The sequence below is a fragment of the Thalassospira australica genome (assembly GCF_044790785.1).
GTDB lineage: Bacteria > Pseudomonadota > Alphaproteobacteria > Rhodospirillales > Thalassospiraceae > Thalassospira > Thalassospira australica_A.
In genome coordinates this window covers 1,347,267-1,370,267 of the sequence record NZ_CP085258.1, presented here as the reverse complement: position 1 = coordinate 1,370,267, position 23,001 = coordinate 1,347,267, and the positions used below count along the sequence as shown (strand labels likewise).

23 protein-coding genes and 1 pseudogene are annotated in these 23,001 nt (G+C 55.9%); 19 read left to right on the top strand and 5 right to left on the bottom strand.

Annotated elements, in window-relative coordinates; genetic code table 11:
* Positions 1 to 48: 48 nt before the first annotated feature.
* From LG297_RS06575 to LG297_RS06565, 3 genes are all read left to right on the top strand, one after another.
* Positions 49 to 1,335: a calcium-binding protein gene (locus LG297_RS06575; protein WP_404426125.1), complete on the top strand. Its 1,287-nt coding sequence runs from the start codon at positions 49 to 51 to the stop codon at positions 1,333 to 1,335.
* Positions 1,336 to 1,452: 117 nt separating this feature from the next.
* The gene (locus LG297_RS06570) at positions 1,453 to 1,866 is read left to right on the top strand and encodes a DUF1801 domain-containing protein (protein ID WP_404426124.1); all 414 of its coding nucleotides are present in this window, start codon (positions 1,453 to 1,455) and stop codon (positions 1,864 to 1,866) included.
* A gap of 31 nt (positions 1,867 to 1,897) precedes the next feature.
* Complete coding sequence (locus LG297_RS06565; protein ID WP_404426123.1) at positions 1,898 to 2,161, top strand: HigA family addiction module antitoxin; 264 nt, start codon at positions 1,898 to 1,900, stop codon at positions 2,159 to 2,161.
* Positions 2,162 to 2,213: 52 nt separating this feature from the next.
* Here the strand turns inward: LG297_RS06565 and LG297_RS06560 are convergent, their stop codons facing one another.
* Positions 2,214 to 3,410: a DUF3644 domain-containing protein gene (locus tag LG297_RS06560; protein WP_404426122.1), complete on the bottom strand. Its 1,197-nt coding sequence runs from the start codon at positions 3,408 to 3,410 to the stop codon at positions 2,214 to 2,216.
* A gap of 266 nt (positions 3,411 to 3,676) precedes the next feature.
* Here LG297_RS06560 and LG297_RS06555 point away from each other — a divergent pair, with 266 nt between their 5' ends.
* From LG297_RS06555 to LG297_RS06500, 12 genes are all read left to right on the top strand, one after another.
* The gene (locus LG297_RS06555; RefSeq protein ID WP_404426121.1) at positions 3,677 to 4,324 is read left to right on the top strand and encodes a LysE family translocator; all 648 of its coding nucleotides are present in this window, start codon (positions 3,677 to 3,679) and stop codon (positions 4,322 to 4,324) included.
* A 37-nt stretch (positions 4,325 to 4,361) separates the two neighbouring features.
* Complete coding sequence (locus LG297_RS06550; protein WP_404426120.1) at positions 4,362 to 4,727, top strand: ArsR/SmtB family transcription factor; 366 nt, start codon at positions 4,362 to 4,364, stop codon at positions 4,725 to 4,727.
* A gap of 6 nt (positions 4,728 to 4,733) precedes the next feature.
* Positions 4,734 to 5,192: an SRPBCC domain-containing protein gene (locus LG297_RS06545; protein WP_404426119.1), complete on the top strand. Its 459-nt coding sequence runs from the start codon at positions 4,734 to 4,736 to the stop codon at positions 5,190 to 5,192.
* A 143-nt stretch (positions 5,193 to 5,335) separates the two neighbouring features.
* On the top strand, positions 5,336 to 6,991 hold the full coding sequence (locus LG297_RS06540) for an MFS transporter (protein ID WP_404426118.1): 1,656 nt from the start codon (positions 5,336 to 5,338) through the stop codon (positions 6,989 to 6,991).
* A 5-nt stretch (positions 6,992 to 6,996) separates the two neighbouring features.
* Positions 6,997 to 7,680 carry a GNAT family N-acetyltransferase gene (locus tag LG297_RS06535; RefSeq protein WP_404426117.1) on the top strand — a complete coding sequence of 228 codons (684 nt, stop codon included), beginning with the start codon at positions 6,997 to 6,999 and terminating at the stop codon, positions 7,678 to 7,680.
* Positions 7,681 to 7,714: 34 nt separating this feature from the next.
* The gene (locus LG297_RS06530) at positions 7,715 to 8,536 is read left to right on the top strand and encodes a DUF899 domain-containing protein (RefSeq protein WP_404426116.1); all 822 of its coding nucleotides are present in this window, start codon (positions 7,715 to 7,717) and stop codon (positions 8,534 to 8,536) included.
* Between the two features lie 421 nt (positions 8,537 to 8,957).
* Positions 8,958 to 9,959 (top strand): TRAP transporter substrate-binding protein, encoded by a 1,002-nt coding sequence (locus LG297_RS06525; protein WP_404426115.1) that lies wholly within the window; start codon positions 8,958 to 8,960, stop codon positions 9,957 to 9,959.
* A gap of 96 nt (positions 9,960 to 10,055) precedes the next feature.
* A complete protein-coding gene (locus LG297_RS06520) occupies positions 10,056 to 10,547 on the top strand; it encodes a TRAP transporter small permease (protein WP_404426114.1) in 492 nt (163 codons plus the stop codon).
* A 3-nt stretch (positions 10,548 to 10,550) separates the two neighbouring features.
* Positions 10,551 to 11,846 (top strand): TRAP transporter large permease, encoded by a 1,296-nt coding sequence (locus tag LG297_RS06515; protein ID WP_404426113.1) that lies wholly within the window; start codon positions 10,551 to 10,553, stop codon positions 11,844 to 11,846.
* A gap of 23 nt (positions 11,847 to 11,869) precedes the next feature.
* Positions 11,870 to 12,895: an NAD(P)-dependent oxidoreductase gene (locus LG297_RS06510; RefSeq protein WP_404426112.1), complete on the top strand. Its 1,026-nt coding sequence runs from the start codon at positions 11,870 to 11,872 to the stop codon at positions 12,893 to 12,895.
* Positions 12,892 to 13,749 carry an amidohydrolase family protein gene (locus tag LG297_RS06505; RefSeq protein ID WP_404426111.1) on the top strand — a complete coding sequence of 286 codons (858 nt, stop codon included), beginning with the start codon at positions 12,892 to 12,894 and terminating at the stop codon, positions 13,747 to 13,749. Before LG297_RS06510 ends, LG297_RS06505 begins: the two co-directional genes overlap by 4 nt.
* Before the next feature lie 37 nt (positions 13,750 to 13,786).
* Positions 13,787 to 14,515: a FadR/GntR family transcriptional regulator gene (locus LG297_RS06500; protein ID WP_404426110.1), complete on the top strand. Its 729-nt coding sequence runs from the start codon at positions 13,787 to 13,789 to the stop codon at positions 14,513 to 14,515.
* Positions 14,516 to 14,616: 101 nt separating this feature from the next.
* On the opposite strand, the gene LG297_RS06495 is transcribed toward LG297_RS06500, so the two are convergent.
* The 3 genes and pseudogenes from LG297_RS06495 to LG297_RS06485 all read right to left on the bottom strand — a co-directional run.
* Positions 14,617 to 15,417 (bottom strand): MetQ/NlpA family ABC transporter substrate-binding protein, encoded by an 801-nt coding sequence (locus tag LG297_RS06495; protein WP_404426109.1) that lies wholly within the window; start codon positions 15,415 to 15,417, stop codon positions 14,617 to 14,619.
* Between the two features lie 68 nt (positions 15,418 to 15,485).
* Positions 15,486 to 16,145 (bottom strand): methionine ABC transporter permease, encoded by a 660-nt coding sequence (locus LG297_RS06490; RefSeq protein WP_007091436.1) that lies wholly within the window; start codon positions 16,143 to 16,145, stop codon positions 15,486 to 15,488.
* A 68-nt stretch (positions 16,146 to 16,213) separates the two neighbouring features.
* Positions 16,214 to 16,942 (bottom strand): annotated as a pseudogene (locus tag LG297_RS06485) (methionine ABC transporter ATP-binding protein); the annotation flags it as partial.
* A gap of 312 nt (positions 16,943 to 17,254) precedes the next feature.
* Here LG297_RS06485 and LG297_RS06480 point away from each other — a divergent pair.
* The 3 genes from LG297_RS06480 to LG297_RS06470 are packed head-to-tail and all read left to right on the top strand — an operon-like array spanning position 17,255 to position 21,113.
* Entirely contained in the window at positions 17,255 to 18,118 is an 864-nt protein-coding gene (locus tag LG297_RS06480; protein ID WP_404426108.1) for a hypothetical protein, read from the top strand.
* Positions 18,119 to 18,125: 7 nt separating this feature from the next.
* Positions 18,126 to 20,432 carry a protein-arginine deiminase family protein gene (locus LG297_RS06475; protein WP_404426107.1) on the top strand — a complete coding sequence of 769 codons (2,307 nt, stop codon included), beginning with the start codon at positions 18,126 to 18,128 and terminating at the stop codon, positions 20,430 to 20,432.
* Between the two features lie 30 nt (positions 20,433 to 20,462).
* On the top strand, positions 20,463 to 21,113 hold the full coding sequence (locus LG297_RS06470) for a hypothetical protein (RefSeq protein ID WP_404426106.1): 651 nt from the start codon (positions 20,463 to 20,465) through the stop codon (positions 21,111 to 21,113).
* A 12-nt stretch (positions 21,114 to 21,125) separates the two neighbouring features.
* Here LG297_RS06470 and LG297_RS06465 read toward each other — a convergent pair whose 3' ends face one another.
* Positions 21,126 to 21,791, bottom strand: coding sequence for a TetR/AcrR family transcriptional regulator (locus LG297_RS06465; RefSeq protein ID WP_404426105.1), 666 nt, complete (start codon positions 21,789 to 21,791; stop codon positions 21,126 to 21,128).
* Positions 21,792 to 22,030: 239 nt separating this feature from the next.
* Between LG297_RS06465 and LG297_RS06460 the strand changes: the two genes are divergently transcribed.
* Entirely contained in the window at positions 22,031 to 22,990 is a 960-nt protein-coding gene (locus LG297_RS06460; RefSeq protein ID WP_404426104.1) for a homocysteine S-methyltransferase family protein, read from the top strand.
* Positions 22,991 to 23,001: the final 11 nt, after the last annotated feature.

The window sequence follows — 23,001 nt, the reverse complement described above, 5'->3', positions numbered from 1 at the left end:
CCCCGCAGCTTTTCCCAAGGGCAAAGCAAACAATGCGGGAGACGGACCATGGTTGAACTCATCTATGGGACCGACGGCGCAGATGTGCTTGTCGGAACCGAACAGGACGACCATATTTTCGGGCGCGCGGGCGGTGACTATATTCGCGGGCTTGGCGGCAATGACCGCTTCTATGAAGTCGGGCCGGGCGACGATACGCTTGATGGCGGTGCCGGACATGATCATTTCCACGCCAGTATCGGTAACGATACGCTGCTCGGTGGTTCCGGCAATGACACGCTCGATGGCGGACCGGGTGCCGATGTCATCGATGGCGGCCCTGGCCGGGATGAAATTCAATTTTCCTATTCAAATGACGCGATCAAGGAAGGTGTCATTGTCAATCTTGCTACCGGCATCGGTTCGGGCGGTGATGCCGAAGGCGACCGTTACAGCAATATCGAAGATATCCGGGATTCACGCTATGGCGACATTCTGATCGGCAATGACGGCAACAACGCCTTTTACCAGAGCTATAACGGTGCAGGCGAAGGCGACATCATGATGGGCGGCGGGGGTGATGACAAATTCTACGCCAGCAGCAGTTCCGCCTTTTCCGAAGATCAGACCAGCTTTTTCATCGGCGGCGAAGGGTCTGATACCATCAGCTATATCGCCGGTTGGGGCAACGATGCGCCTTATGGGGAATATGGTCCGCAACCGGTGATCAATCTTGAAACCGGATCGGGGCGGACCGGCGATCATTTTTCCGGCATCGAAAATGTCGATGGCAGCAATCAAAGCGACCTGATCATCGGCGATGATAACGATAACCGCCTGATCGGCAACAAGGGCGGCGATACCATCTATGGCCGCGATGGCGACGATTTCATTGTCGGCGAAAACATCCATGGCGAAGCCGGAAATGATACGCTCACCGGCGAAGGATATGACGTCTCGCTGTATGGTGGCGATGGCCATGACACGCTTGATGCTGGTCCCATAGCCCATGAAGCCTTCTCCGACAACATACTTTCGGGTGGTGGCGGCAATGACTGGCTTCAGGGCAATATCGGCGACGATACTTTCGTCTTCGACGCCGAAGCCTCCAGCCGGGATCGTGTGGTTGATTTCGAAAGCGGCGACGATGGCGATACCCTGCTTCTCACCGCGGATCTTCAGGCCAGATCAGACATCACCGATTTCGACAGCCTGCTGGATCACGCCACCGAAACCGATGGCAGCGATCTTTATATCGATTTCAGCAATGGTGATCCCTGGACCTTTGGTGTGATTGTCGAGGACACGGCAAAGGCCGACCTGACCCCGGACAATGTCATGTTCGCCGAGGCCTGAGGCGTTGAGCAAAAGGCGGCGGCGGACATTTGAAAACCGCCGTCGTCACTTTACGCAACCATCGCCAAAATGTATAAACCATCCACACCACAACAACCTGAAATAAACGTCCGCCCCATGAGTAATGCCAGTCCGCCAAAGCTGCTTTCAAGCACCAACCCGCAAATCCCCAAGGGCGATGGCAACGAACCGGTGCAGGCCTATATCGCCGCCATGCCCGACTGGAAAAGCAACATCGGGCGGCGCATCGACGCCCTTGTTGATCAAACTTTCCCCACTGTCCGCAAGGCCGTCAAATGGAATACGCCGCTTTATGGCAAGGAAGACGGCTGGTTTCTGGCGATGTATTGCTACAAAAAATACGTCCAGATTACCTTCATGCAGGGCACGTCCCTGACCCCGGTGCCGCCGGTTACCTCCAAGGTCGAAGACATCCGCTACCTCAATATCCACGAGGATGATCAACTCGACGAAGCCCAACTCACCGACTGGATCAGACAGGCCAGCAAATTGCCGGGGAAAAAGCTTTGAGCCGGGTAAACAACCAACAAGGCATCCGTCCATGAGCATGACAGCAAGAAAACCCGTCAGCGTAGGTGAAATGCTCGTCGCCGAGTTCATGGAGCCGATGAACATCACTCAGACTGCCTTGGCCAAAGCCATGGGCGTCCCCCGCAAGCATGTCAACGAACTGTGCAACAACCGTCGCCGGATTACCGCCGATACCGCATTGATCCTTGCGCGCATCTTTGGCAACAGTGCTGAGTTCTGGATCAACATCCAGACCCGCAACGAACGAAACCGTAAACATCTAGGATTGTCGTAAGGGCGCCCTCACGGGCTTGCTATTCGTTATCACCATATAAGGTTGTAAAGAGTTACCTGAAGCGCACTGCCTTTAAATCCAGATACTCGCGGTCTAACGCTATCTTATCGACCACAAAATCGATCCATGCATCATTGTATGTGTAATCACCATGAGACGGGTGAAAGATGCAGAAGTCTTTGTCTGTCTGACTGCGGTCTTTCGCATCAGAAGATGGTCGTATTTTATAACGCCGCCAAGCCTGCGTATGATTATGAGAGGTAAACTCACGACCAGACTTCTCAGCTATTAGCTTAGCTGCTCTCGCAGGTTTATAGGGATACTGCTCATCTGCGATAACCCGTTTTTCCAAGATGCTGTGTATCTGCTTACCTTCATCTGACCCTGGCTGAATAAATTCAAAATGCGCCTTGCTTTTAGAAGTGTGGTCAAGCGTGTAAACAACGCGGAACCGATAATCCAAGTCACCTCTCTCTTCTTCTGTAAGCCGATTATGTAATTCAGCATTCAGGGTTTCTATGTGCTCTGGTATATCAAACTTCTGCAATTCTACCGTTTGAGTGAAGTCCAGCTTTGTGAATTGGAGGGCAATTGACAATTCATTTTGAAGCGATAGTCGCTCCCCAAAAAGTTCACAGATAGATTTGTCAAAATTCAAGCAGTTTGCTTGAAACAGTGAGAAAAAGTTTTTATCGGAACGCCGTAAAATCTTGTGCTCAACGTTATCGCGAATATCAATCATATCTCTGATATTATTGGCCACACCACGCGACAAGGGGAACTCACGGCGCTTTATCATTTGGGAGAGAAGTAATGAACGCCCATCCTTCCCTACAATTTTTCCTACTTTACGCTCAAAATATTCATGAAGAAGATAGGTCCATGCAATATTCGATTGCACGGCAAATTGCTCCGCTTTAAATCGAAGAACAGGGCTATTAAAGCTCTGAACCGCCAAAATCATGGCCTCTCTCGAGCGTATCAAACGTTCATCATCGTAAAAATTCAACCCTGTTACCGGGTCATATGCGTTCTTCTTAACAATAAAAAAATCAACCGCATCGTCGCTTGCTGGCTTTAATTCGCTATTCTTCTTAACTTCAGTTATCCTTGCACTATTAATGGTTGCAATTCTCTCTCGATTCAGTAAGTGCTGAATATCTTGATTCCGCCAACCACGTTTAAGCAAAGCTTTTACGATTGGTTTCTCCTCCGCAGTCAATGCGCCCTCTTTCTTCTTTTGCACCATTACCCCGGCCCCTTTTACTCTCCTGATCCCTCGGCATTCTAAGCCGTTATTTTTATTGAAGACAAGTAATCATGCTATTTAAAGCTGATATTCCGTCACCATCCACTATGTTAGAATAGGTTCAATATACTTGCCGTTTTTGGTAGAAACCTCACCGCGATCAGAACATAGAATCCCCGAACTATCCTGACATGAGCCTGTCAGGAGCGCCCTGCTAGTTTATCCCTGCCGATCAAGTCGTTCGGCTGATAAATTACGAGCGCCCCATGACATATGCTGAAAATCTCTGGCTGTTCTTTGTTCTGCTGTCAGGCATCATTATTGTGCCCGGCATGGATATGTTTTTCGTTATTGCCAATTCCCTGACCGGCGGCAAACGTGCCGGGCTGTCGGCCACCGCCGGGATCATGCTGGGCGGGGTGTATCACACGTTGCTGGGTGCCATCGGCATCAGCGCCCTTCTGGCGATTGCGCCCTGGCTTTTGAATGTCATGCTGTTTGCCGGGGCGGCCTATATGGTCTGGATCGGCATCACGCTGTTGCGCAGTGCCATCACGGTTGATCGCATCCGGGCGGCCAAGACCGCATCGCTTTGGGTCGCGTTTCGTCAGGGCATGATCACCTGCATGCTCAATCCCAAGGCCTATCTGTTCATTTTTGCGGTCTATCCGCAATTCATCCGCCCGCATTACGGGCCGCTTTGGTCGCAGGCGCTTGTCATGGGTATCATGACCGCTGCGGTTCAGATTGCGGTTTATGGCGCGCTGGCCCTTGCGGCCGGGACCAGCCGCAACCTGATTACCGGCAATCCGGTGGCAACGATTTTCATCGGGCGGGCGGCGGGTTTGCTGTTTATCGGTGTTGCCCTTCTGACCGCGTGGCAGGGCATGGTGACAACCGGGATCAACTTTTGATTGACAGGGTGGCGTGGCCTGATCAATACTTAACCTCATGGTTAAGTATCAAGAAGCCGAACTGAACGACATCTTTGCCGCCCTTGCCGATCCAACCCGCCGTGCGCTTCTGGCCCGGCTGGAGACGGAAGAAAACCTGTCGGTCAGTGAACTGGCGCGGCCGTTTCACGTTTCGTTGCCTGCGGTGATGAAACATCTGGATGTTCTGTCCGATGCCGGGCTGATTGCGCGGCAAAAGACCGGACGGACGGTCAATGTGCGCCTGAATGCCGAACCGATGGAGCACGCCATGGAATGGCTGGCCCGCTATCAGCGCTTCTGGTCGCACAAACTCGATCAGCTTGCCGCATTCCTTGAAGAAGAAGACGACGACGCCACCAAAACCGAAAAGAAGCAGGATTAGGGACTGATGCCCGATACAATGCCAGACAAGCCGAGCCTGATGATCCGGCGCCGGATTGCCGCCCCACCGGCAAAGGTTTACGCCGCCTGGACCGACCCGGAAAAACTCGCCAGATGGTGGGGTCCTGCGGGCTGCGAAATGATCGATGCCACAATTGATGCCCGGACCCGCGGCACCTTTCGCATCCGGTTCAAGGAAGCAGGTCCCGACGGTGAAATCCACGATGTCAGTGGCACTTATGACGCGGTGGAACCCGATGCAAAGCTGTCATTCAGTTGGCAGTGGATCACCATGCCCGAGCGCAAATCGCACGTGACCCTGACCTTTATGGCCGAGGATGACGGAGCGGCCACCATCTTAACCCTCCATCACACGCAGTTCTTTGACGAGGCTGCGCGTGATGGGCACCAGCAAGGATGGAGCAGCGCACTCGACAAGCTCGAAGTCTGTTGTACTTCGGAATGATTTTGCCCCGATTTCCGTCTTGACCTCAACCACGGTTAAGGTCGCAACATCGCCCCGACTGAAGATCGAAGCCACAAATCCCCGCGATTGGCCCCAACCCGTCGCGGTCTATGCCACCACAAGAAACACAGGAAACACGAGACATGAGCGCCCCGACACGTCCCGATGCCCCCCTTGCGTCACCTCATGCGTCACCGACCACCGATAACAAAGCCACCCGTCGCGAATGGATCGGCCTTCTGGTTCTGGCCCTGCCCTGCCTGCTGATCGCCATGGATATGACGGTCCTGCACCTTGCCGTGCCCCACCTGACCGCAAGCCTGAACCCGACAAGTGACCAGTTGCTGTGGATTGTTGATATCTATGGCTTTTTCATTGCCGGATCGCTGATCACCATGGGTACGCTTGGCGACCGGATCGGCCGGCGCAAGCTGTTGATGATCGGCGGTGGCTGTTTTGGTGCAGCCTCGATCCTTGCGGCCTTTTCCGACACGCCGGAAATGCTGATTTTTGCCCGTGGCGTGCTGGGCATTGCCGGGGCGACGCTTATGCCCTCTACCCTGTCGCTGATCCGGTCGATGTTCCACAATGACAAGGAACGGTCCTTTGCGATCGCCGCATGGATGACGACCTTTATGGTCGGCACGGCTGCCGGACCGCTTCTGGGCGGGCTTGTTCTCAGCTATTTCTGGTGGGGGGCTGTTTTCCTGCTCAATGTGCCGGTGATGGTGCTTTTGCTGATTGTCGCCCCGATCCTTCTGCCCGAACACAAGGCCGAAAGCTTTGGCCGGCTGGACCTGTTCAGTGCGGCGCTGTCGCTTGGCTCGGTTCTGGCGATCATTTACGGGGTCAAGGTCATTGCCGCTTATGGCTTTGGCAGTGATGCGTTTGCCGCACTCGTGTCAGGCCTGCTTGGCGCATGGGTTTTCATCCGCCGTCAACGCAAGCTTGCCGATCCGCTGCTGGATCTTGATCTGCTCAAACAGAAAACCATCTCTTTGCCGATTGTGATCCAGACTGCGGTGATCTTTGCCGGGATGGCCTATTTCCTGTTTCTGTCACAGGCCTTGCAACTGGTTATCGGCCTGACGCCGATTCAGGCCGGACTTTCGATGCTGCCCGCCACCGTCGCCGGGATTGTCGGCTCGATGGGGGCACCCGTCCTGATGGGCCGGTTCAAACCGGGACAGGTGATGACCGGTGCCCTGATCCTGACTGCGATTGGCTTTGGCATGCTGTCCTGGCCGGGCAGCGTCGTCAGCCTTTATGTCCTCGTGGCCGGTGCGACGATCTTCTCGCTTGGCATTACGCCGGTTGCGATGATCTGTACCGATATGGTGGTGGCATCGGCCCCATCGGATCGGGCCGGGTCGGCAGCGGCAATGTCGGAAACCAGTGCCGAGCTTGGCGGTGCGCTTGGCATTGCCATTCTGGGCAGTGTCGGCACCGCGATCTATCGCGATGTCATGATCGAGGCCGTGCCGACCGGGATCGAGGCCGAGGCCGCGAACGCCATCCGCAGCACATTGGGCGGGGCTGTCAACGCATTGCATGATCTTCCTGCGGCAATATCATCGGACATTTTGCCACTGGCACGCGCGGCCTTTACGGACGGTTTGCAGGTTATTTCGATTATTTGCACAATTTTGATGGTTTTATCGGCGATTGGCACCCTGATCGCATTGCGCGACGCGCGTTGTGACACAAATAACGATGACGGGGCGGACGGCGCAAAAAGCGATGCTGCGCTCGACCCGGCCCTGAAACAGGCAGCCTGTGTCACCGGAACTGTGGAGTAATCACAATGCGAAGTCCGGAACTCCCCCCAAGACTTGAAAGCAAGCGTTTCATCCTGCGCGATTTTACGCCCTCGGATCGGGCGGCATTCGTCGCCTATCAGATGGATGACCGTTATCGCGCCCTATACGGCCCCCCCGATAATGACCGCACGCGGGCCAGCAGCAATGCGCTGTTTGACCGTTTCCTTGCATGGCAGGAAGAACAGCCGCGGCGCAATTTCCAGGTCGGGATTTTTGATAAATCGTCCGGTGATCTTCTGGGCTGTGTCGGCCTGCGCGGCAAGGACCTGCCGGTGGATACCGCGATTTTCGGGATCGAGCTGTCGCCGAGCCATTGGGGGCGTTACCGCGCCGCCATCGAAGCCAGCACGATGATGATCGCCTTTGGTTTCCGCGAGCTTGATCTTGCGTCGATCATGGGCGTCACGGCCAGCGACAATAAACGCATTGCCCGTCTGGCCGACTGGTTCGGGGCCGAAGTCGTGGCGGAACGCCATGCGTCGGAAAATTCCCCCGAATGGACCACCGAATGCGGAACCGCAAAGGTCGACTGGTCGCTTAAACGCACGGTTTGGGACCACGGTACACCCGATGCGTCACGCAACGCTGACAATTTTGCCCACGCCAACTGCAATCTTAAAACCGGCACCGCTGCTGAGATGCAAAACCACGCCTGCACGGGAATGTAAACCGGGACCGGTCAGAAACCCGACCGGCCCCGACATGAACTTGAATGGCCCATCGACCTTCCCTGACGCGATCGTCCTTGCATCGCCTTTTGATCAGCGCCGCCACCCGATCAACAAGGAGGATATGATGAAACGCCCCGAAATCGTCTCTCGCGCAGAATGGCTCGATGCCCGCAAGGCGCATCTTGAACGGGAAAAGGCACATATGCGCGCCTATGACCGCCTGTGCGAGGAACGCCGCGCCCTGCCATGGGTCCGGGTCGACAAGGACTATGTCTTTGACACGCCCGACGGTGAAAAATCGCTTGCCGATCTGTTTGATGGCCGCAACCAGCTTATTGCCTATCACTTCATGTTCGGCCCCGGCTGGAAAGAAGGCTGTGTTGGCTGCTCGTTCCTTGCCGATCATTTTGACGGTGCCAATCTGCATCTCAAACATCACGATGTGACACTGATCGCGGTTTCGCGCGCGCCGCTTGCCGAATTTCAGGATTTCAAGAAACGCATGGGGTGGGATTTCCCGTGGGTTTCCTCGGCAGGGTCTGATTTCAATTACGATTTCGATGCCTCCTTCCGCCCTGATGACGTCAAGGCAGGCACCGCGACCTATAATTACGCGCCCTATACCGGCAAGATGGAAGACCTTCACGGTGAAAGCGTCTTTGTCCGCGATCCCGAAACCGGCGAGATTTTCCACACCTATTCAAGTTACGCCCGCGCGGGCGACGCCCTGATTGGCGCACACGCCTTTCTCGACCTGACGCCCTATGGCCGCAACGAGGACGGGGTGATGGACTGGGTCAAGCTGCACGATTTATATGAGGATTCCAAACCGGTGCATTCCTGCTGTCACTAAGCCGGTTTAACCATCCGGCATCATCATGAACCGAATCTTCCGAAGGGGACCATCATTGGTCCCCTTTGTTGCATAGTACATCATTAATTCCGCTCCGGACAATACAGGCAAGCCCCCCCCTTAAACACCGGAAGTGCGGTCGAAAAACATCATCAAAACAAACAATTCCCAATGATCTTGCGGATTTCCCCTATCGGGAAAGCGGCGATTTCGCACATCCTCCCTCGACCTTGTTGTTCTAAAAATTTACAACTCTCTTTACATCATACATAATATGTATTAACTATTTTAACAGAAACAGAAGATGAGTCGCCACCGCCGGGCACCTCAGCCTTGCAGTCAAAAGACTTTGCCGCTGCTTTCTCTAACGAATTAATCAAACAAGACCACCCCGCGCTAGACCGGGGAAGGGAGGAATTCCATGACGATCTCGAAAAATGCCCGGCGTTTTGCCGGTGCGTGCCTGATGACCTGCGCCAGCTTCGCACTGACCGGAACGGCTTCTGCCCAGACCACCATCAAGATGGCGATGTCATCGGTTGCCGATCTGGAAAACGACAATGGCATGACCGCCTGGATCATGCAGAACTATGTCAACAGCCATTCCGACAGCCTAAAATTTGAAGTGTACGGTTCCAGCGCCCTTGGCGGCGATCAGGACGTTTTACAGGCCATGCAGCTTGGTTCCGGTGCGACGATGAATGTTGGCGGGACTGCGGTTTACAACAATATCGTGCCCGCAGGCGGGGTGCTTGACCTGCCGTTCCTGTGGCAGGATTTCGATCATGTCGGTCGGGCGCTGGATGGCGAACTTGGGGACAAACTTGAAGAACGGTTCGAGGAATCCGGCTTCAAGGTTCTTGGCTGGGGATATAGCTGGGGCTATCGCAATGTCGTGACCAACGGCACGGCGATTGAAACCCCCGAAGATATCAAGGGGCTCAAGGTCCGCACCATTCAGTCGCCTGTCTATGTCGCGGCCCTGAACGCGATGGGGGCCAATGCAACCCCGATGGCATTCGGCGAAATCTATACCGCCCTTCAAACCGGCGTTCTGGACGGTTTCGAACATGCCGCCTCGATGGTGTTTTCCAGCAAACTCTATGAAGTCAGCGACCATATCGCCCTGACGCGCCACCTGTTCGGACCGACGGTCATCACCTATTCCCTGCCGCTGTGGAACCAGCTTTCCGAAAAGGACCAGAAAGTTCTGACCGACGCCGCCGACTTCGCGATCGAGGTCAACCGGGCGCTCGCCCCGGTGCGTGAACGCCAGGCGCTGCAACAGCTTGAAGATGTCGGCATGACAATCACCAATGTCGATACGACACAGTTCCAGAAAGATGCGGTTCCGCTTCAGGATGAACTGGCGGCCGAACTTGATGCGACCGATCTGCTGCAACTGATCCGCGACGCGAAATAACAATAAAATGGCCGGGCCGGTCCCCGTTTGCCGGGACCGGCCCGGCCAATTGTGCGCGGATTGATATATCGACTGATCGGAAAAGGCGGCAGCAACATGACACGGTTCTGGGCGGTCTTCGACCGTACAATCGAAATGATAATTTTTGTCATCTTCCTTGGCATTGTGATTGTCGGGACGATGCAGGTGTGCAACCGGTTCTTTCTGAACCTGTCGCTAAGCTGGAGCGAGGAACTTCAGCGATACGGCCAGATATGGATCGTATTTCTGGGCGTTCCCGTTGCCTACCGCCACTGTGCGCATATTGGGATGGAAACCCTGACGGATATCCTGTCCGAACGGGCCCGTGCGGTGTTTTTCGCGTTTGTCGATCTGTTGTGGATTGCGCTGGCCATTGCGCTGATCACCGGGACGGTTGAACTTTCGCAATTCCTGCAATTTCAGAAAAGCCCCGGCCTGCGTCTTCCGATGCATCTGGTCTATGCCGCCATCCCTGTCGGTTCGGCCTATATGATCATCGTCGCCCTGCGCCGGCTGTTTGCCTTCTTCAGACCCAATACCCGGCTTGACCCTCAAATTCGGAATTAACCAATGCTTATCGGTCTTTTCGTCGCTCTTCTCGTGATGATCTTTTTGGGAATTCCGGTCATCCTGTCGCTTGGCCTTGTCGGGCTTGCGGGGATTTTGATCGTGCCGGAACTGGCATTGCCGCTTTATCCGCAAAAGATGTTCTCCAGCCTCGACAGCTTCAGCCTGCTGGCGATGCCCTATTTCATCCTTGCCGGTGAATTGATGTCGCGTGGCGGTATCAGCCGCAAACTGGTCGATTTTGCCGAAACCGTCGTCGGCCATATGCGCGGCGGTCTGGCACAGGCCAATATCGTTTCCTCGATGATCTTTGCCGGTGTGTCGGGATCGTCAACCGCCGATACATCGGCGGTCGGGTCGGTCCTGATTCCGGCCATGAAGGAAAAGGGCTATCCGGCGGGTTACGCGGCCGCGATCACGGCCACCAGCAGCACCATCGGCGCAATCATCCCGCCCAGCATGACCATGATCGTCTATGGCGCCCTTGCCAGCGTTTCGGTCGGCGGTCTGTTCCTTGCCGGGATCATTCCTGGCATCCTGATCGGACTGGCGTTGATGACGGTGGTTTATCTGCATTCGCTTTCTCCCTCGCGTCACCCGGAATTGCAGAAATCCGGCCAGAAATTTTCCCTTAAACGCTGCCTGCGGTCGCTTGTCGATGTCTGGGCGGCTCTGGTTGCGCCGCTGATCATCATTACCGGCATTCTGGGCGGTGTCTTTACTGCCACGGAATCGGGCGTGGTCGCCTGTATCTTTGCCTTCCTCGTCAGCTTTTTCATCTATCGCACGATCAAGCTGCGCGACCTGCCGCAAATATTTGTTCAAGCCGCCGTCACCACATCCATGGTCCTTGGCATCATCGGTATCGCCAGCGGCTTTGGCTGGTTGCTGTCCTATCTTAATTTCAACCAGATGATCCTGTCGGCCATCATGGAAACCACGCAGAACCCGACGGCGGTTTTCCTCTTGCTTGTCGGTGTAATGCTGATCCTGACGATGTTTGTCGACAGCATGGCGGTGCTGATCATTACCGTGCCGATTGCGGTGCATATCGGCAATGCGGTTGGCATCAATGACCTGCAACTGGGCCTGGCGCTGGTTATGGCAACCCAGATCGGGTCAACCACACCACCGGTTGCCGTGCTGCTGTTTGTCGCCTCCAGCATTGCGAAGTGTCCTTACGCCGAAACCATGCGTTATTCATGGAGCTTCATCGCAGCCGAAATTGTCGCCCTGCTGCTTGTCGTGTTCTTCGAACCGCTGACCGTTGCGATACCGTCCTATGTGTTTAGCAGGTAAGCCAACGACCATTCTGAAAGACCATGATGTTTCGAATCTTTCTGACACACACCCCGGAAACCCTGCCCTTGCTGTTTCCTCCCCGGGCCCGCGCCGAACTGGCAAAGCATTGCGAGCTTGTCCTTAATCCGACAGGCGGCATTCTTGCCGGAGTGGATTTGGCGCGGGCCACGGCGGGATGCGATCTGGTGATTGCCGACCGGCAAACCGCGGTTGACCGGCATTTTTTCGATGCCGCAACCGATGTTCTTGCCGTCATGCGCTGTGCGGTTGATATCAGCACGATCGATGTCGATGCCGCATCGGCCAACGGTGTTCTGGTCACGCGGTCCATCCCGACCTTTGCCACGTCGGTTTCGGAACTTGCGATTGGCTATATGATTGACGGGGCACGCGGCATCAGCCGTTCGGTTTCGGCCTATCGCACCGGACAAAATCCCAGCCCCGGCATGGGGCAGCAGATATCGGGCAAAACGCTTGGCATTTGCGGATTTGGCGTCATCGGGCGGCAATTGGCCTCTTTGGGTCAGGCGCTTGGTATGACCGTGATCATTACCGATCCCGCCCCGGGCACCTTGCCGGTCGGGATCAGAAACGTGGCGTTCGACACCCTTGTTGCGACGTCTGATTTTGTCGTTTGCCTGGCCCCTTCCACGCCGCAAACCGCCGGGATGTTCGGGGCCGGGGCATTTTCCCGGATGAAACCCGATGCGATGTTCATCAATCTGGCGCGCGGCGAATTGGTTGACGAGGCCGCACTGGAACACGCGCTGGATACCCGACAGATCGCCTGCGCGGCGATGGATGTCGGCAGTGCGCCGGATCAACGCCCCGCATCGGCGCTTGCCGGGCGCGACGATGTCATTGCCACCCCCCATATCGGCGGGCAAACCCCGCAAGCCAGCGAAGGACAGGCAATGCATATTGCATCCCAGGTCATGCAGCTTGCCAACCGTGAAATCCCGCGCGAGGCGGTGAATGCCGCTGCCGCAACCCGCTTGCAGGCGCGTTTCGCCGCCGCAACCCCAACCAGCAGGAGCACAACATGACCCGCGATATTGTTGTCCCCCGGATGACTGTCCCGCACGGGGCCTGTGACACCCATATTCATGTCTATCGCAAGGGCGCACCGACAGTGCCCAATGCAATCGCCGCCCCCGAAGAGGAAGACGTGGCACGTTACCGTGCGATGCGCGACGATCTGGGACTGACCCGTGCGGTCATCGTCCAGCCGACCGCCTATGGCACCGATAACAGTGTTACCGCCGATGGCATCCGCTCACTTGGCCGTCGCGACACACGCGGTGTTGCGGTTGTCGACGATCAGGTCACCGACATCATGTTGCGCGATCTGAGTGATGCCGGGTTCTGTGGTGCGCGTTTTCAGATGCTGGCAGGCGGGATTATTCCTTGGGATCAGCTTGACCGGATTGCCGCCCGGGTCGATACATGCGGCTGGCACGTCCAGTTGCAGCTTGACGGGCACGACCTGCCGGATCGCGAAGCGCAGATACGCGCATGGCCCGGCCAGATCGTGATCGATCACATCGGCAAATTCCTTGAACCGGTGGCACCCGATCATCCTGCTTTTCGGTGCCTGTTGCGCCTGATCGATACCGGGCGTGTGTGGGTCAAGCTTTCGGCCCCTTATGAGGTTTCACGTGTCGGGCAACCGGGATATAATGATGTTTCGGCCCTTGCCTGTGCGCTTGTCGCACATGCGCCTGAACGGATGCTTTGGGCGTCGAACTGGCCGCATATCCAGACCACGCCGCGCCCCAATGACCGCAAGATGTTGCAATTACTGCAAGACTGGGCGCCCGATGCGTCCCTGCAACGACGCATCCTTTGCGAAAACCCGCAAAAGGTTTATGGATTTGAACCGGCCTTTACCGAGACCTGATCGGAAAAGCATAACTGCAACCAAAAGAAGTATCTGAATGCACGTGACAGAACAGCAAATCAGAACCCCCGTTCGCTCGCTTCATCAGGAAGCGGTCGAAGCGATTGCCAAATGGCTGACCAGCGGCCGCTATCCCGTTGGTACGATCCTGCCCAACGAGGCCGAAATAGGAGACGAACTTGGCATATCGCGCACCGTCGTGCGCGAAGCCGTCCGCACCCTTGTCGCCAAGGGGATGCTTCAGGTGCGCCGCAAAACCGGCACCATCGTGCGTCCACTTTCGGACTGGAGCCTGTTTGACCCCGAAGTTCTCGCCTGGCGATTCCGATACAGCCGCGATCCGCTTTTTGTCGAAGACATGGCCCGTTTTCGCGCCGCCATCGAAACCATTGCGGTTGAAATCTGTGCCTCGAACCCGGATTTCGATGCTGGCGTGCTGTATGACTGCTGCGATGCGATGGAAGCCGCCCTTGAAGGCCGGGGCGACTGGTTTGCGCCCGATCTGGCCTTTCACCGGCATCTTCTTGAAGGTACAGGAAACCAGTTTATCCTGCATATGCTGCCGATGCTCGACAATTTCTTTGATGCCATGCTCTCGCCGGAAGTTCTCCTGCCTGAAAACATGCGGATCACCCTGCCCTATCATCGGGCGATTGCCGATGCGATTGCCGCGGGCGATCCGGTACGCAGCCGCAAGGAAATGCTCCAGCTTGTCCAGAAGGGTCGTGAAGACATCCTCGCCCGGCTTGAAACCATGTCGAATTAGATAATAGGTGACGGGCTGAAAATTCCGGTTATGCACAGACATGAAAAAGCCCGCGCTCTGATCCGAACGCGGGCTTAACTTATTTTGAATAATCGCGGGGATTATTCAGAAATTTTGAAAACCGGCAGGACCGAGCCTTCATATTTGGTTTCGATGAATTCACGGATCGAATCATCGTGATAGGATTCAACCAGCGTTTTGACCCAAGGGGCGTCTTTGTCCTGGGTGCGGACAACGATCACGTTGGCATACGGGCTGTCATTGCCTTCAATCGCGATTGAATCCTTGATCGGGTTCAGACCGGCTTCAAGGGCGTAGTTGGTGTTGATCGCCGAGGCATCCAGATCGGCCAGCGAACGGGGAAGCTGTGCGGCGTCGAGTTCGACGAATTTGATGTTTTTCGGATTTTCGATGATATCAAGCGGGCTGACGACCAGACCTACATCCGGATCGACCTTGATCAGGCCCTCGGACTGAAGGACCAGAAGTGCACGGCCGCCATTGGTCGGATCGTTCGGAATGCCGACTTCGGCACCGTCTTTAAGCTCGCTGAGATCCTTGATCTTGTCGGAATAGATGCCCATCGGGGTCAGGATGTTATAGCCGACCACCGAAAGGTCATAACCGCGATCCTTGATCTGGTTATCAAGATAGGGCTTGTGCTGGAAGCTGTTGGCCTGCAGATCGCCATCATCAAGCGCCTGGTTGGGAATGACATAGTCCGAGAAGCTAACGATTTCGATATCAAGGCCCTTGGTCGCCGCCACTTTGACGACTTCTTCCATGACTTCTTCGTGCGCACCGGGGGTAACGCCGATCTTGATTTTCTCGTTCGCCAATGCCTGCCCGGTCAGGGCGGCGGTCAGAACGGCAGCAGCCGTCAGTTTAAGCAGAAACCGCATGGTAAAACTCCTTGTTTACTGTGGTGTTTTGCGGGAATTCAAAAAAGATTAAGAAACGAAAACAGCGATCAGATATTGCGCTTGTCCGCCTTGCGCGCCATCCAGTCGCCAAGGCTTTGCACCATCTGCACCACCACGATCAGGGTGATGACAACCGCCGCCATCACATCAGGGCGGAACCGCTGATAGCCATAGCGAATGCCAAGATCGCCAAGGCCACCGGCACCCACCGCGCCAACCATCGCCGAATAACCGATCAGGGTGACTGCGGTTAAGGTCAGTCCGTGAATGATGCCGGGCAGGGCTTCGGGCAGAAGTACCTTGGTCACCACCTGGAACGGGCGTGCGCCCATGGCCTGGGCGGCTTCGACCAAACCGCCGTCAACTTCGCGGATAGCGCCTTCGATGATGCGGGCAATGAATGGAATGGCCGCGACCGTAAGGGGCACGATCGCCGCCGACGTACCAATCGATGTACCGACAATCAGGCGGGTAAACGGAATGATCGCGACGGCCAGAATGATGAACGGGACAGATCGGGTCGCATTGACAATCGGGCCGATGGATTTCTGAAACAGCGGGGCTTCGAACAGTTCACCCCGACCAGACGTCGCCAGCAAAACGCCAAGCGGCAAACCGAACGCGGTGCCAAGTGCAAGAGCCGATATCACCATCGCAAAGGTTTCAAGCGTCGCCTGAAGCAGGATCGGTGCAAGTGTTGCAAACATGATTAAGCCTCCTGCCCGGTGGTCGCAGCAGTATTGTTCCGCGCCGGGTAATCCAGAAATTCATCGGCCAGAAGCGATTGCGTCGTGGCGTGGGTCGGATTGGCGAAAATACCGTCAACCTTGCCTTCCTCGACGATCACCCCGCCATCCATGACCGCCACGCGGTCACAAAGCTGTTTGACCACGGCCATTTCATGTGTGATCACCACCATGGTCAGGCCAAGGCGTTTATTGATGTCACGCAACAGGCTGAGGATCTGGCGGGTGGTTTCCGGGTCAAGGGCGGATGTGACCTCGTCACACAGAACGACCTTGGGGTTGCTTGACAGCGCGCGCGCAATGCCAACGCGCTGTTTCTGGCCACCGGAAAGCTCGGCAGGGTAACGGTCGCGCTTGTCTTCAAGCCCGACCAGCGGCAGCAACGGATCAACAGCCGCGGCAATATCGGCCTTGCTCGCCCCGGCCAGTTCAAGCGGCAGGGCGATATTGTCGTAAACCGTGCGCGATGACAGCAGATTGAAATGCTGGAACACCATGCCAAGCTGACGGCGAAACAGCGGCAGATCGCGTTTGGCCAGTTTCGTGACATCGGTGCCATCGACAATCACGCTGCCTGATGTCGGGACTTCCAGCAGGTTGATGCAGCGAATAAGCGTTGATTTACCCGCACCGGACCGACCGATCACCCCCACGATTTCACCGGCGGCGATATCAAGATTGATGCCGTGCAGCGCCTTGTGCGCCGGGCTTCCGCGCCGTGCGGGGTAGGTCTTCTGGACGTTCGAGAGCCTGATCATGGATCCCAACCTTTTCCGAACATAAAAAAACCGCCGCGGCGAAACCGAGGCGGTCGTACATGTCGGAGCGTGTACGCCCTCTCGCTTTAGCCGCATTTTTATCGCGCCCGCAAGCTGAGGAGCAAATCGGCGCGTTCGATATGACATGTATAGCGAACCGGACGTCATTCATCAATCCCGATGCGCATGCAATTTACGCATGGCTTGCATGAGATCAACATGATCAACAGGGAATATTTGTATTAATCCCACCCGTCACAAACCCCGCCTGCCTGCGTCATAGGACGTCTTCACCAAAGCGGGACCGGACAAATGGCCTATGCCGACAGGATCAGCGACCTTGCCCGAACACTGGCGCAATACCCGACCAGTGTGACCATCACCGGCAGCAAGATCGACATTCGCACCGCCAAGCAGCTTGAAAGCCTGAATGCGCAGATCGGCAATGATCAAAGCCTTGCGCGCGATGGTGATACCCTGATTGCAGCAGGCAGCGGCAAGGATGCCAAGGCATTGTCGCAACGCATTGCCGATGCCGCCCCGCAGGTTGGCAATCTTCTGGCGGCGTTTGGCGCACAGGATGCCGAACGGCTCAAGACGCTGAGCATCATGAGCAAACAGAAATTCGATGCGAGTGCAGCCAGCCGCCTTCAGGCCGAGAAACGCTTTGCCGACGAGGTGGCGAAACTGATGGTGGCAGAGGCCAGCAGCGTTGCCGCCCTGCCAGAGTCACCCTGTGGCCCCAAACCGCAACCCACACCAACACCGACGCCAACACCGACGCCAACACCGACGCCAACACCATCCCCCACCCCGTCACCGGTGCCGTCGCTTGACGATGTCATCGCATCGCTTCCCGGTTATTTGCAGATCACCATTCCCGATGCGGTTGCCCGATATGACGCCGACAGCCTGGCGGTTGCCAGCAAGGCCGCCGGAGATGCCGCGATCAGGCTTGGCGTCAAAACGCCGGACGGGATTACCGATTACGCCACCGTACAATTCACCGGCGGCCCTGACATCAGCAACCAGCCGTGGGCGAGTGCAATCCTGAAGGATGCCAGCCTTGGCACCATCGATGACCGGATCGCCATTCTGAACAACGCGCTTCAGGCACGGCTTTTGATCGCCGATGCGATGAATGACAGCCCATCACCCGCCCCTACCAGCCGCTGAGGACGTCATGGCAAATTACACCGTCCAGGTTACTGCCCCCGCCGGAGTTTATCCGTTCAACTCGGTGCGCATCTCGCTCACCAGCGATGCCCATCCGCAACAGACACAGGACTTGGTTCTGGCACCGAATGTCGCGGGTTCGCATGTTTTTGATATTGCGGATGGTACGTGGCGGCTGAAGGTTAGCGGTGCCGGTTTCGTCCCGGTGGACGAGCAGAATATTGTGGTGAATGGTGATGCCACCAATGCCAAAAATCTTGATGTTGTCTGGTATACGCTTCACACGGACCGCAATCGTGACGGCAATCTGGATGATGCCGGTATCCTTAATCAGGTAACACCACCCGCCATCACATATGGCGTGGGAGGTATTGGCGCGATCATTCCGGTTAACTGCAATCGTGATGGCAATAACACCGCTGTCGGCTATGCCGACAATCAGGATCAGCGGGTAAACGGGAACAATGACCTGGTGACCGGCACCTCCCGTCTTGAAATCCGGCGAAATGCACTTGGCCCGAATGCAGGTGCCCCTGTTGTACCCGGCGGTTGGGGTTTGGAACTGCGCGTTATCGGGGCTGGTGGTGAAAACCCGGCCCGGCAACATTTGCGGATATTCAATGGTATTCTGAATAACAGCACCGAAATCATTGGTCCCGAAACGACGGACATCGCAGCGATTACAACCGGCAATGTCGGCGCTTCCAAACTCTTTGCCCTTGAAGCCGTCCGGTTTGCCGGTACCGGGTTTACCTCTGGTCAAGTCCGCATCGTTTTGCATGTGATCCAGCCCGAGGTCACAGGAGCAGGCAACCCCAGCTATCTTTATGCAGACCGGGTTGTCGCAGCACGGTGGGTCGGCAATCACCATTTGCAAACAGTTGCCCGCATGTATGTCGCCAACGCAAACAATGCACAGTTTCGCGTTGATCTTGGTGCGGCTGCCGGTGCGGACAATCCGGTTATCCCGGTCACGGTAGGCGATCCCGCCGCAGCAACCCCAACAGGTGTTCCCTATCTGAACGGCAATACATGGGCAAACTATCGCGGGGGCACCGTTGCCGCCAGGGATGACCGCTGGATGCGCGACACCATTGTATCGGGTCACTGTTCATGGCCCGGTAACGGAACAGGTGTTGAAAACAAGGATGTTTTCATGAAAGCCCACCGCTGGCGGCCCCTGCAAAACTGGGTGTACGAGACATTGCTGAGTGCAAATGTCGGCATTTCCTATCCGGCAGCAGGAAGCGCAGATGCCATTACCTCGGCCAATTCGGGCGGAAATATTGCCGTAACGCCACCGGTTCAGAAAACGGCGAATGGCATCGTCACACCGTACAGGTACGGCCGGATTTATTACGGCCATAACCGGTATCACAGGGTCGATGCCAGCAGCCGCGACTTCATGGCCGCCCAGAATATGCAAACACCGATCATTCTTGATACGGACTGGCTACTGGTTGGTCATGTCGATGAAATGATGACCTTTGTACCCGACAACAATCCGGCCAGTGCCTTCAAAAAATGGAAGCTTCTGGTGGCAAGCCCGGCAGAGGCATACCGCCTGATGACCGCCGCCCAGGGTGCACATGGTGCCGCAAATGTGCTTAATCGTGCGGCATGGGATGGTGTTCATAATCGTTTTGATTATACCAGCCTGCAAATCAACGGGACCAATGTTGGCGCGACCATCAATGCCTTTCTGGGCAATGGCCCGGCACCCTTGACCAATCCACGCGATCACAGCAATTACACATACAAGCAACTGCGCGACTGGAACATTGGCGGGGTTGAAACAGTTATCGCCAGAAATGTCACACTCCTGAAAAATGCATTCGATCTGGTCGATACCGATATCATCAAGGTTCCGGTCATCTTCTTCCCGGAAGGCTATAATCCCGGTGACTTCACCTTTGCCGACAAGGTTTCTGGCTGGACAATCGGGCGGGACAACGGCTTTAACGTCTATCCGGGCAAACAGGGCGGTTTCCAGTGCGGTGCCCTGACCGGTGACATGCCAAACATGTTTGTCGGCAATCGTCGCCTGATGATCCCCAAACCTTTCGGGCCTTGGATCGAGGATCCGACAGATCACGTCAATCACGGATACGATCTTTTTGAACGTGATTTGAGTCAGAAAATCGCCGCGATTGGCGGCGGGCCGACATGCGATTTCATTGATGACTGGACCAATTACCATGTTCAACTGGGCGAGATTCACTGTGGCACCAACGAATTGCGCACGCCCTATGACGGTCAGACGGCGTTTGGCAATGTGCGCTATGCCAACTGGTGGACAGCGGTTGATGCGTGATATCGTGACATATGAAACGGGAGCTTTCCGATGACTGCACAAAGCGACTATCAACAGGCCCTGAAAGATATCGCCGCCCTTGCAACGCAGGAAGCAACCCGCGTGACCGGCCGCCCGGCCCCACAGGCGATTGACCAGATTTTCCGGCAATATGGCGGCACCATTGCCGCCCCGATGATCGATGACCTTAAAGCCGGCTCGTGGAAAAAGTGGGAAAGCTGGCAGTTGGGCGGGGCGATTGCCTATCTGTCGAGTTACGGCACATCGGCCGCCGTCGCCCCGTTGCGCAACATTGAACAGAATTACCCGGTGACGGATATTCAGATTCAGGCAAAGGCATTGGCCGATCTTCTGGCAACACTTGACGTTGCCGTGTCCGAGGCCAAACAAATCCCGCAGGTACAGGACGCGATCAAAAGCGGTGATACCGATCAGATGGCACGCGCAATGTTGCTGGGTCTGGCACAAATTGACCCGGACTGGCCGGTGCGGGCATCGGAAATCCAGACAAGCCTGTTTGCCCTGTCGGCGGACAGTTTCCCGGCGATCAATGAAATGGCGGACGGGAAATTAAGCCAGAATGACGTCACCAAGGCGCTGGTGGAAATCCTGTTTGAGGATGTCATGAGCACAGGTGGTACTGGCGGTACTGGCGGTACTGGCGGCAGCGGCACGCCTTAAATCCCCATCCGATCAGGCAGGCTGCCGGGTAAACAGCAGTTTGACGAAACTGCGCAGCAGCATGATCTGATTGGCGAGCATATGCGGGCGACCAAGCGCCTTTGACATCACGATGCCGCCCTCAACCACGGTTGAAACCATATCGGCAAGTTCATCAAGATCGACCGGTTCGTTAGGCGGATAAATTTCAACGATCCGATCCAGAATGGCGCGAAACCGGGTACGCCAGCCCAGCACCGCCTGCCGGTTCAAAAGCCGGACTTCATTGTCAAACAGCCGTTCCTGATAACAGTATACCGCAATCAGGCAGCCGGGGTGGCCTTGGGGCAAATCCTCGACCAGTTCGGCAAGGATTTTGAGCCCGATCAGGAATTGCTGTAGCGGGTCGTCAACCAGTTCCTGCCCGCGCGAAAATACCTGATTGAGGATGATTTCGTCCTGATCAATATGGCGTAGCAACAGGGCGCGCGCGAGTTCGTTCTTATCCCTGAAGTGATAGAAAAACCCGCTTTTGGTGATCCCGGCCTCGCAGATGATTTCCTCGATCGAGGTTGCGGCAAATCCCTTTGCCAGAACGGACTGTTCAGCGATCTCGAGAATACGGTCGCGGGTGCGTTCCCCCTTGCCCTTGAGCTGATCCGAAGTCGTATCGGTCGCCTGATCTGTCATCTGGTTCATCACATTACCCTACCGCAGGTACAGTTTTCCGTCGCACAGAATACCCCCGAATGCGTCAGAAATCCGCGCCAATTCCATATTCCATTGTTTTCAAACAACTTTATATCAGCCCGGAAACCGTACCGCGTGCCCACTAGATGCAAAACCCAACCGGGGCGAGACTTCGGCCCCTGCTCTTTCGCTGGCTTGAATAGCGTCCGGGTAGAATTTTTGAAACCCAAAATGTGAAATTCGAGATCATGAATACAATCCACCATCACCTGCCGCCCCTCGCGCCAACCAAATTCATCACCGACGGCGGGCTTGAAACGACCCTTATTTTTCACGACGGGATCGATATCCCGTGTTTCGCATCGTTCGATCTTTTGAAAACGACCGACGGCTATGACCGCGTTGCTGCCTATTATGTCCGCTACCTTGAAATCGCGCGCGAAGCCAGGGTCGGTTTCGTGCTTGAAAGCCCGACATGGCGCGCCAATGCCGACTGGGGTGTGCGCATGGGTTATGACGCTAGCGAACTGGCTGCGATCAATCACAAATCGATCCGTATGATGGTCGACCTGCGCGATCAGTATCAGACACCTGATACCCCGTGCCTGATCAGCGGCTGCATCGGTCCGCGCGGTGATGGCTATACCCCGACGGAACGCATGACGGCACAGCAGGCACGCGATTATCACGCGGTTCAGGTCCGGTCGTTTTCCGGAACGCCGGTCGATATGGTTTCGGCCTTCACCATGAATTATCCCGAAGAGGCGATTGGCATCGCTCAAGCCTGCAAGGATGCGGATATGCCTTGCGTGATTTCCTTTACGGTTGAAACCGATGGCTGTTTGCCAAGCGGGGAAACCATTGGCGATGTGATTGCCATGGTTGATGCGCAGACCGGGGCCTATCCGGTTTATTACATGATCAATTGCGCCCACCCGGACCATTTCCGCGACAAGCTTGAGCGCGATGGCGCGTGGAAAAACCGCATTTGCGGCATTCGGGCCAATGCATCGCGCCAAAGCCACGAGGAACTTGATGCCTGCGAACATCTTGACGACGGCAATCCGGACGAGCTTGGCCGCCTTTATCACGATCTGGCCAGGCTTCTGCCGAACCTTTCGGTGATTGGCGGCTGTTGCGGGACCGATCATCGTCATGTCCATGCGATGGCCGGACATGCCCTTGCGCAGCTTCGCAAAGCAGGCTGATCAGAAACAAA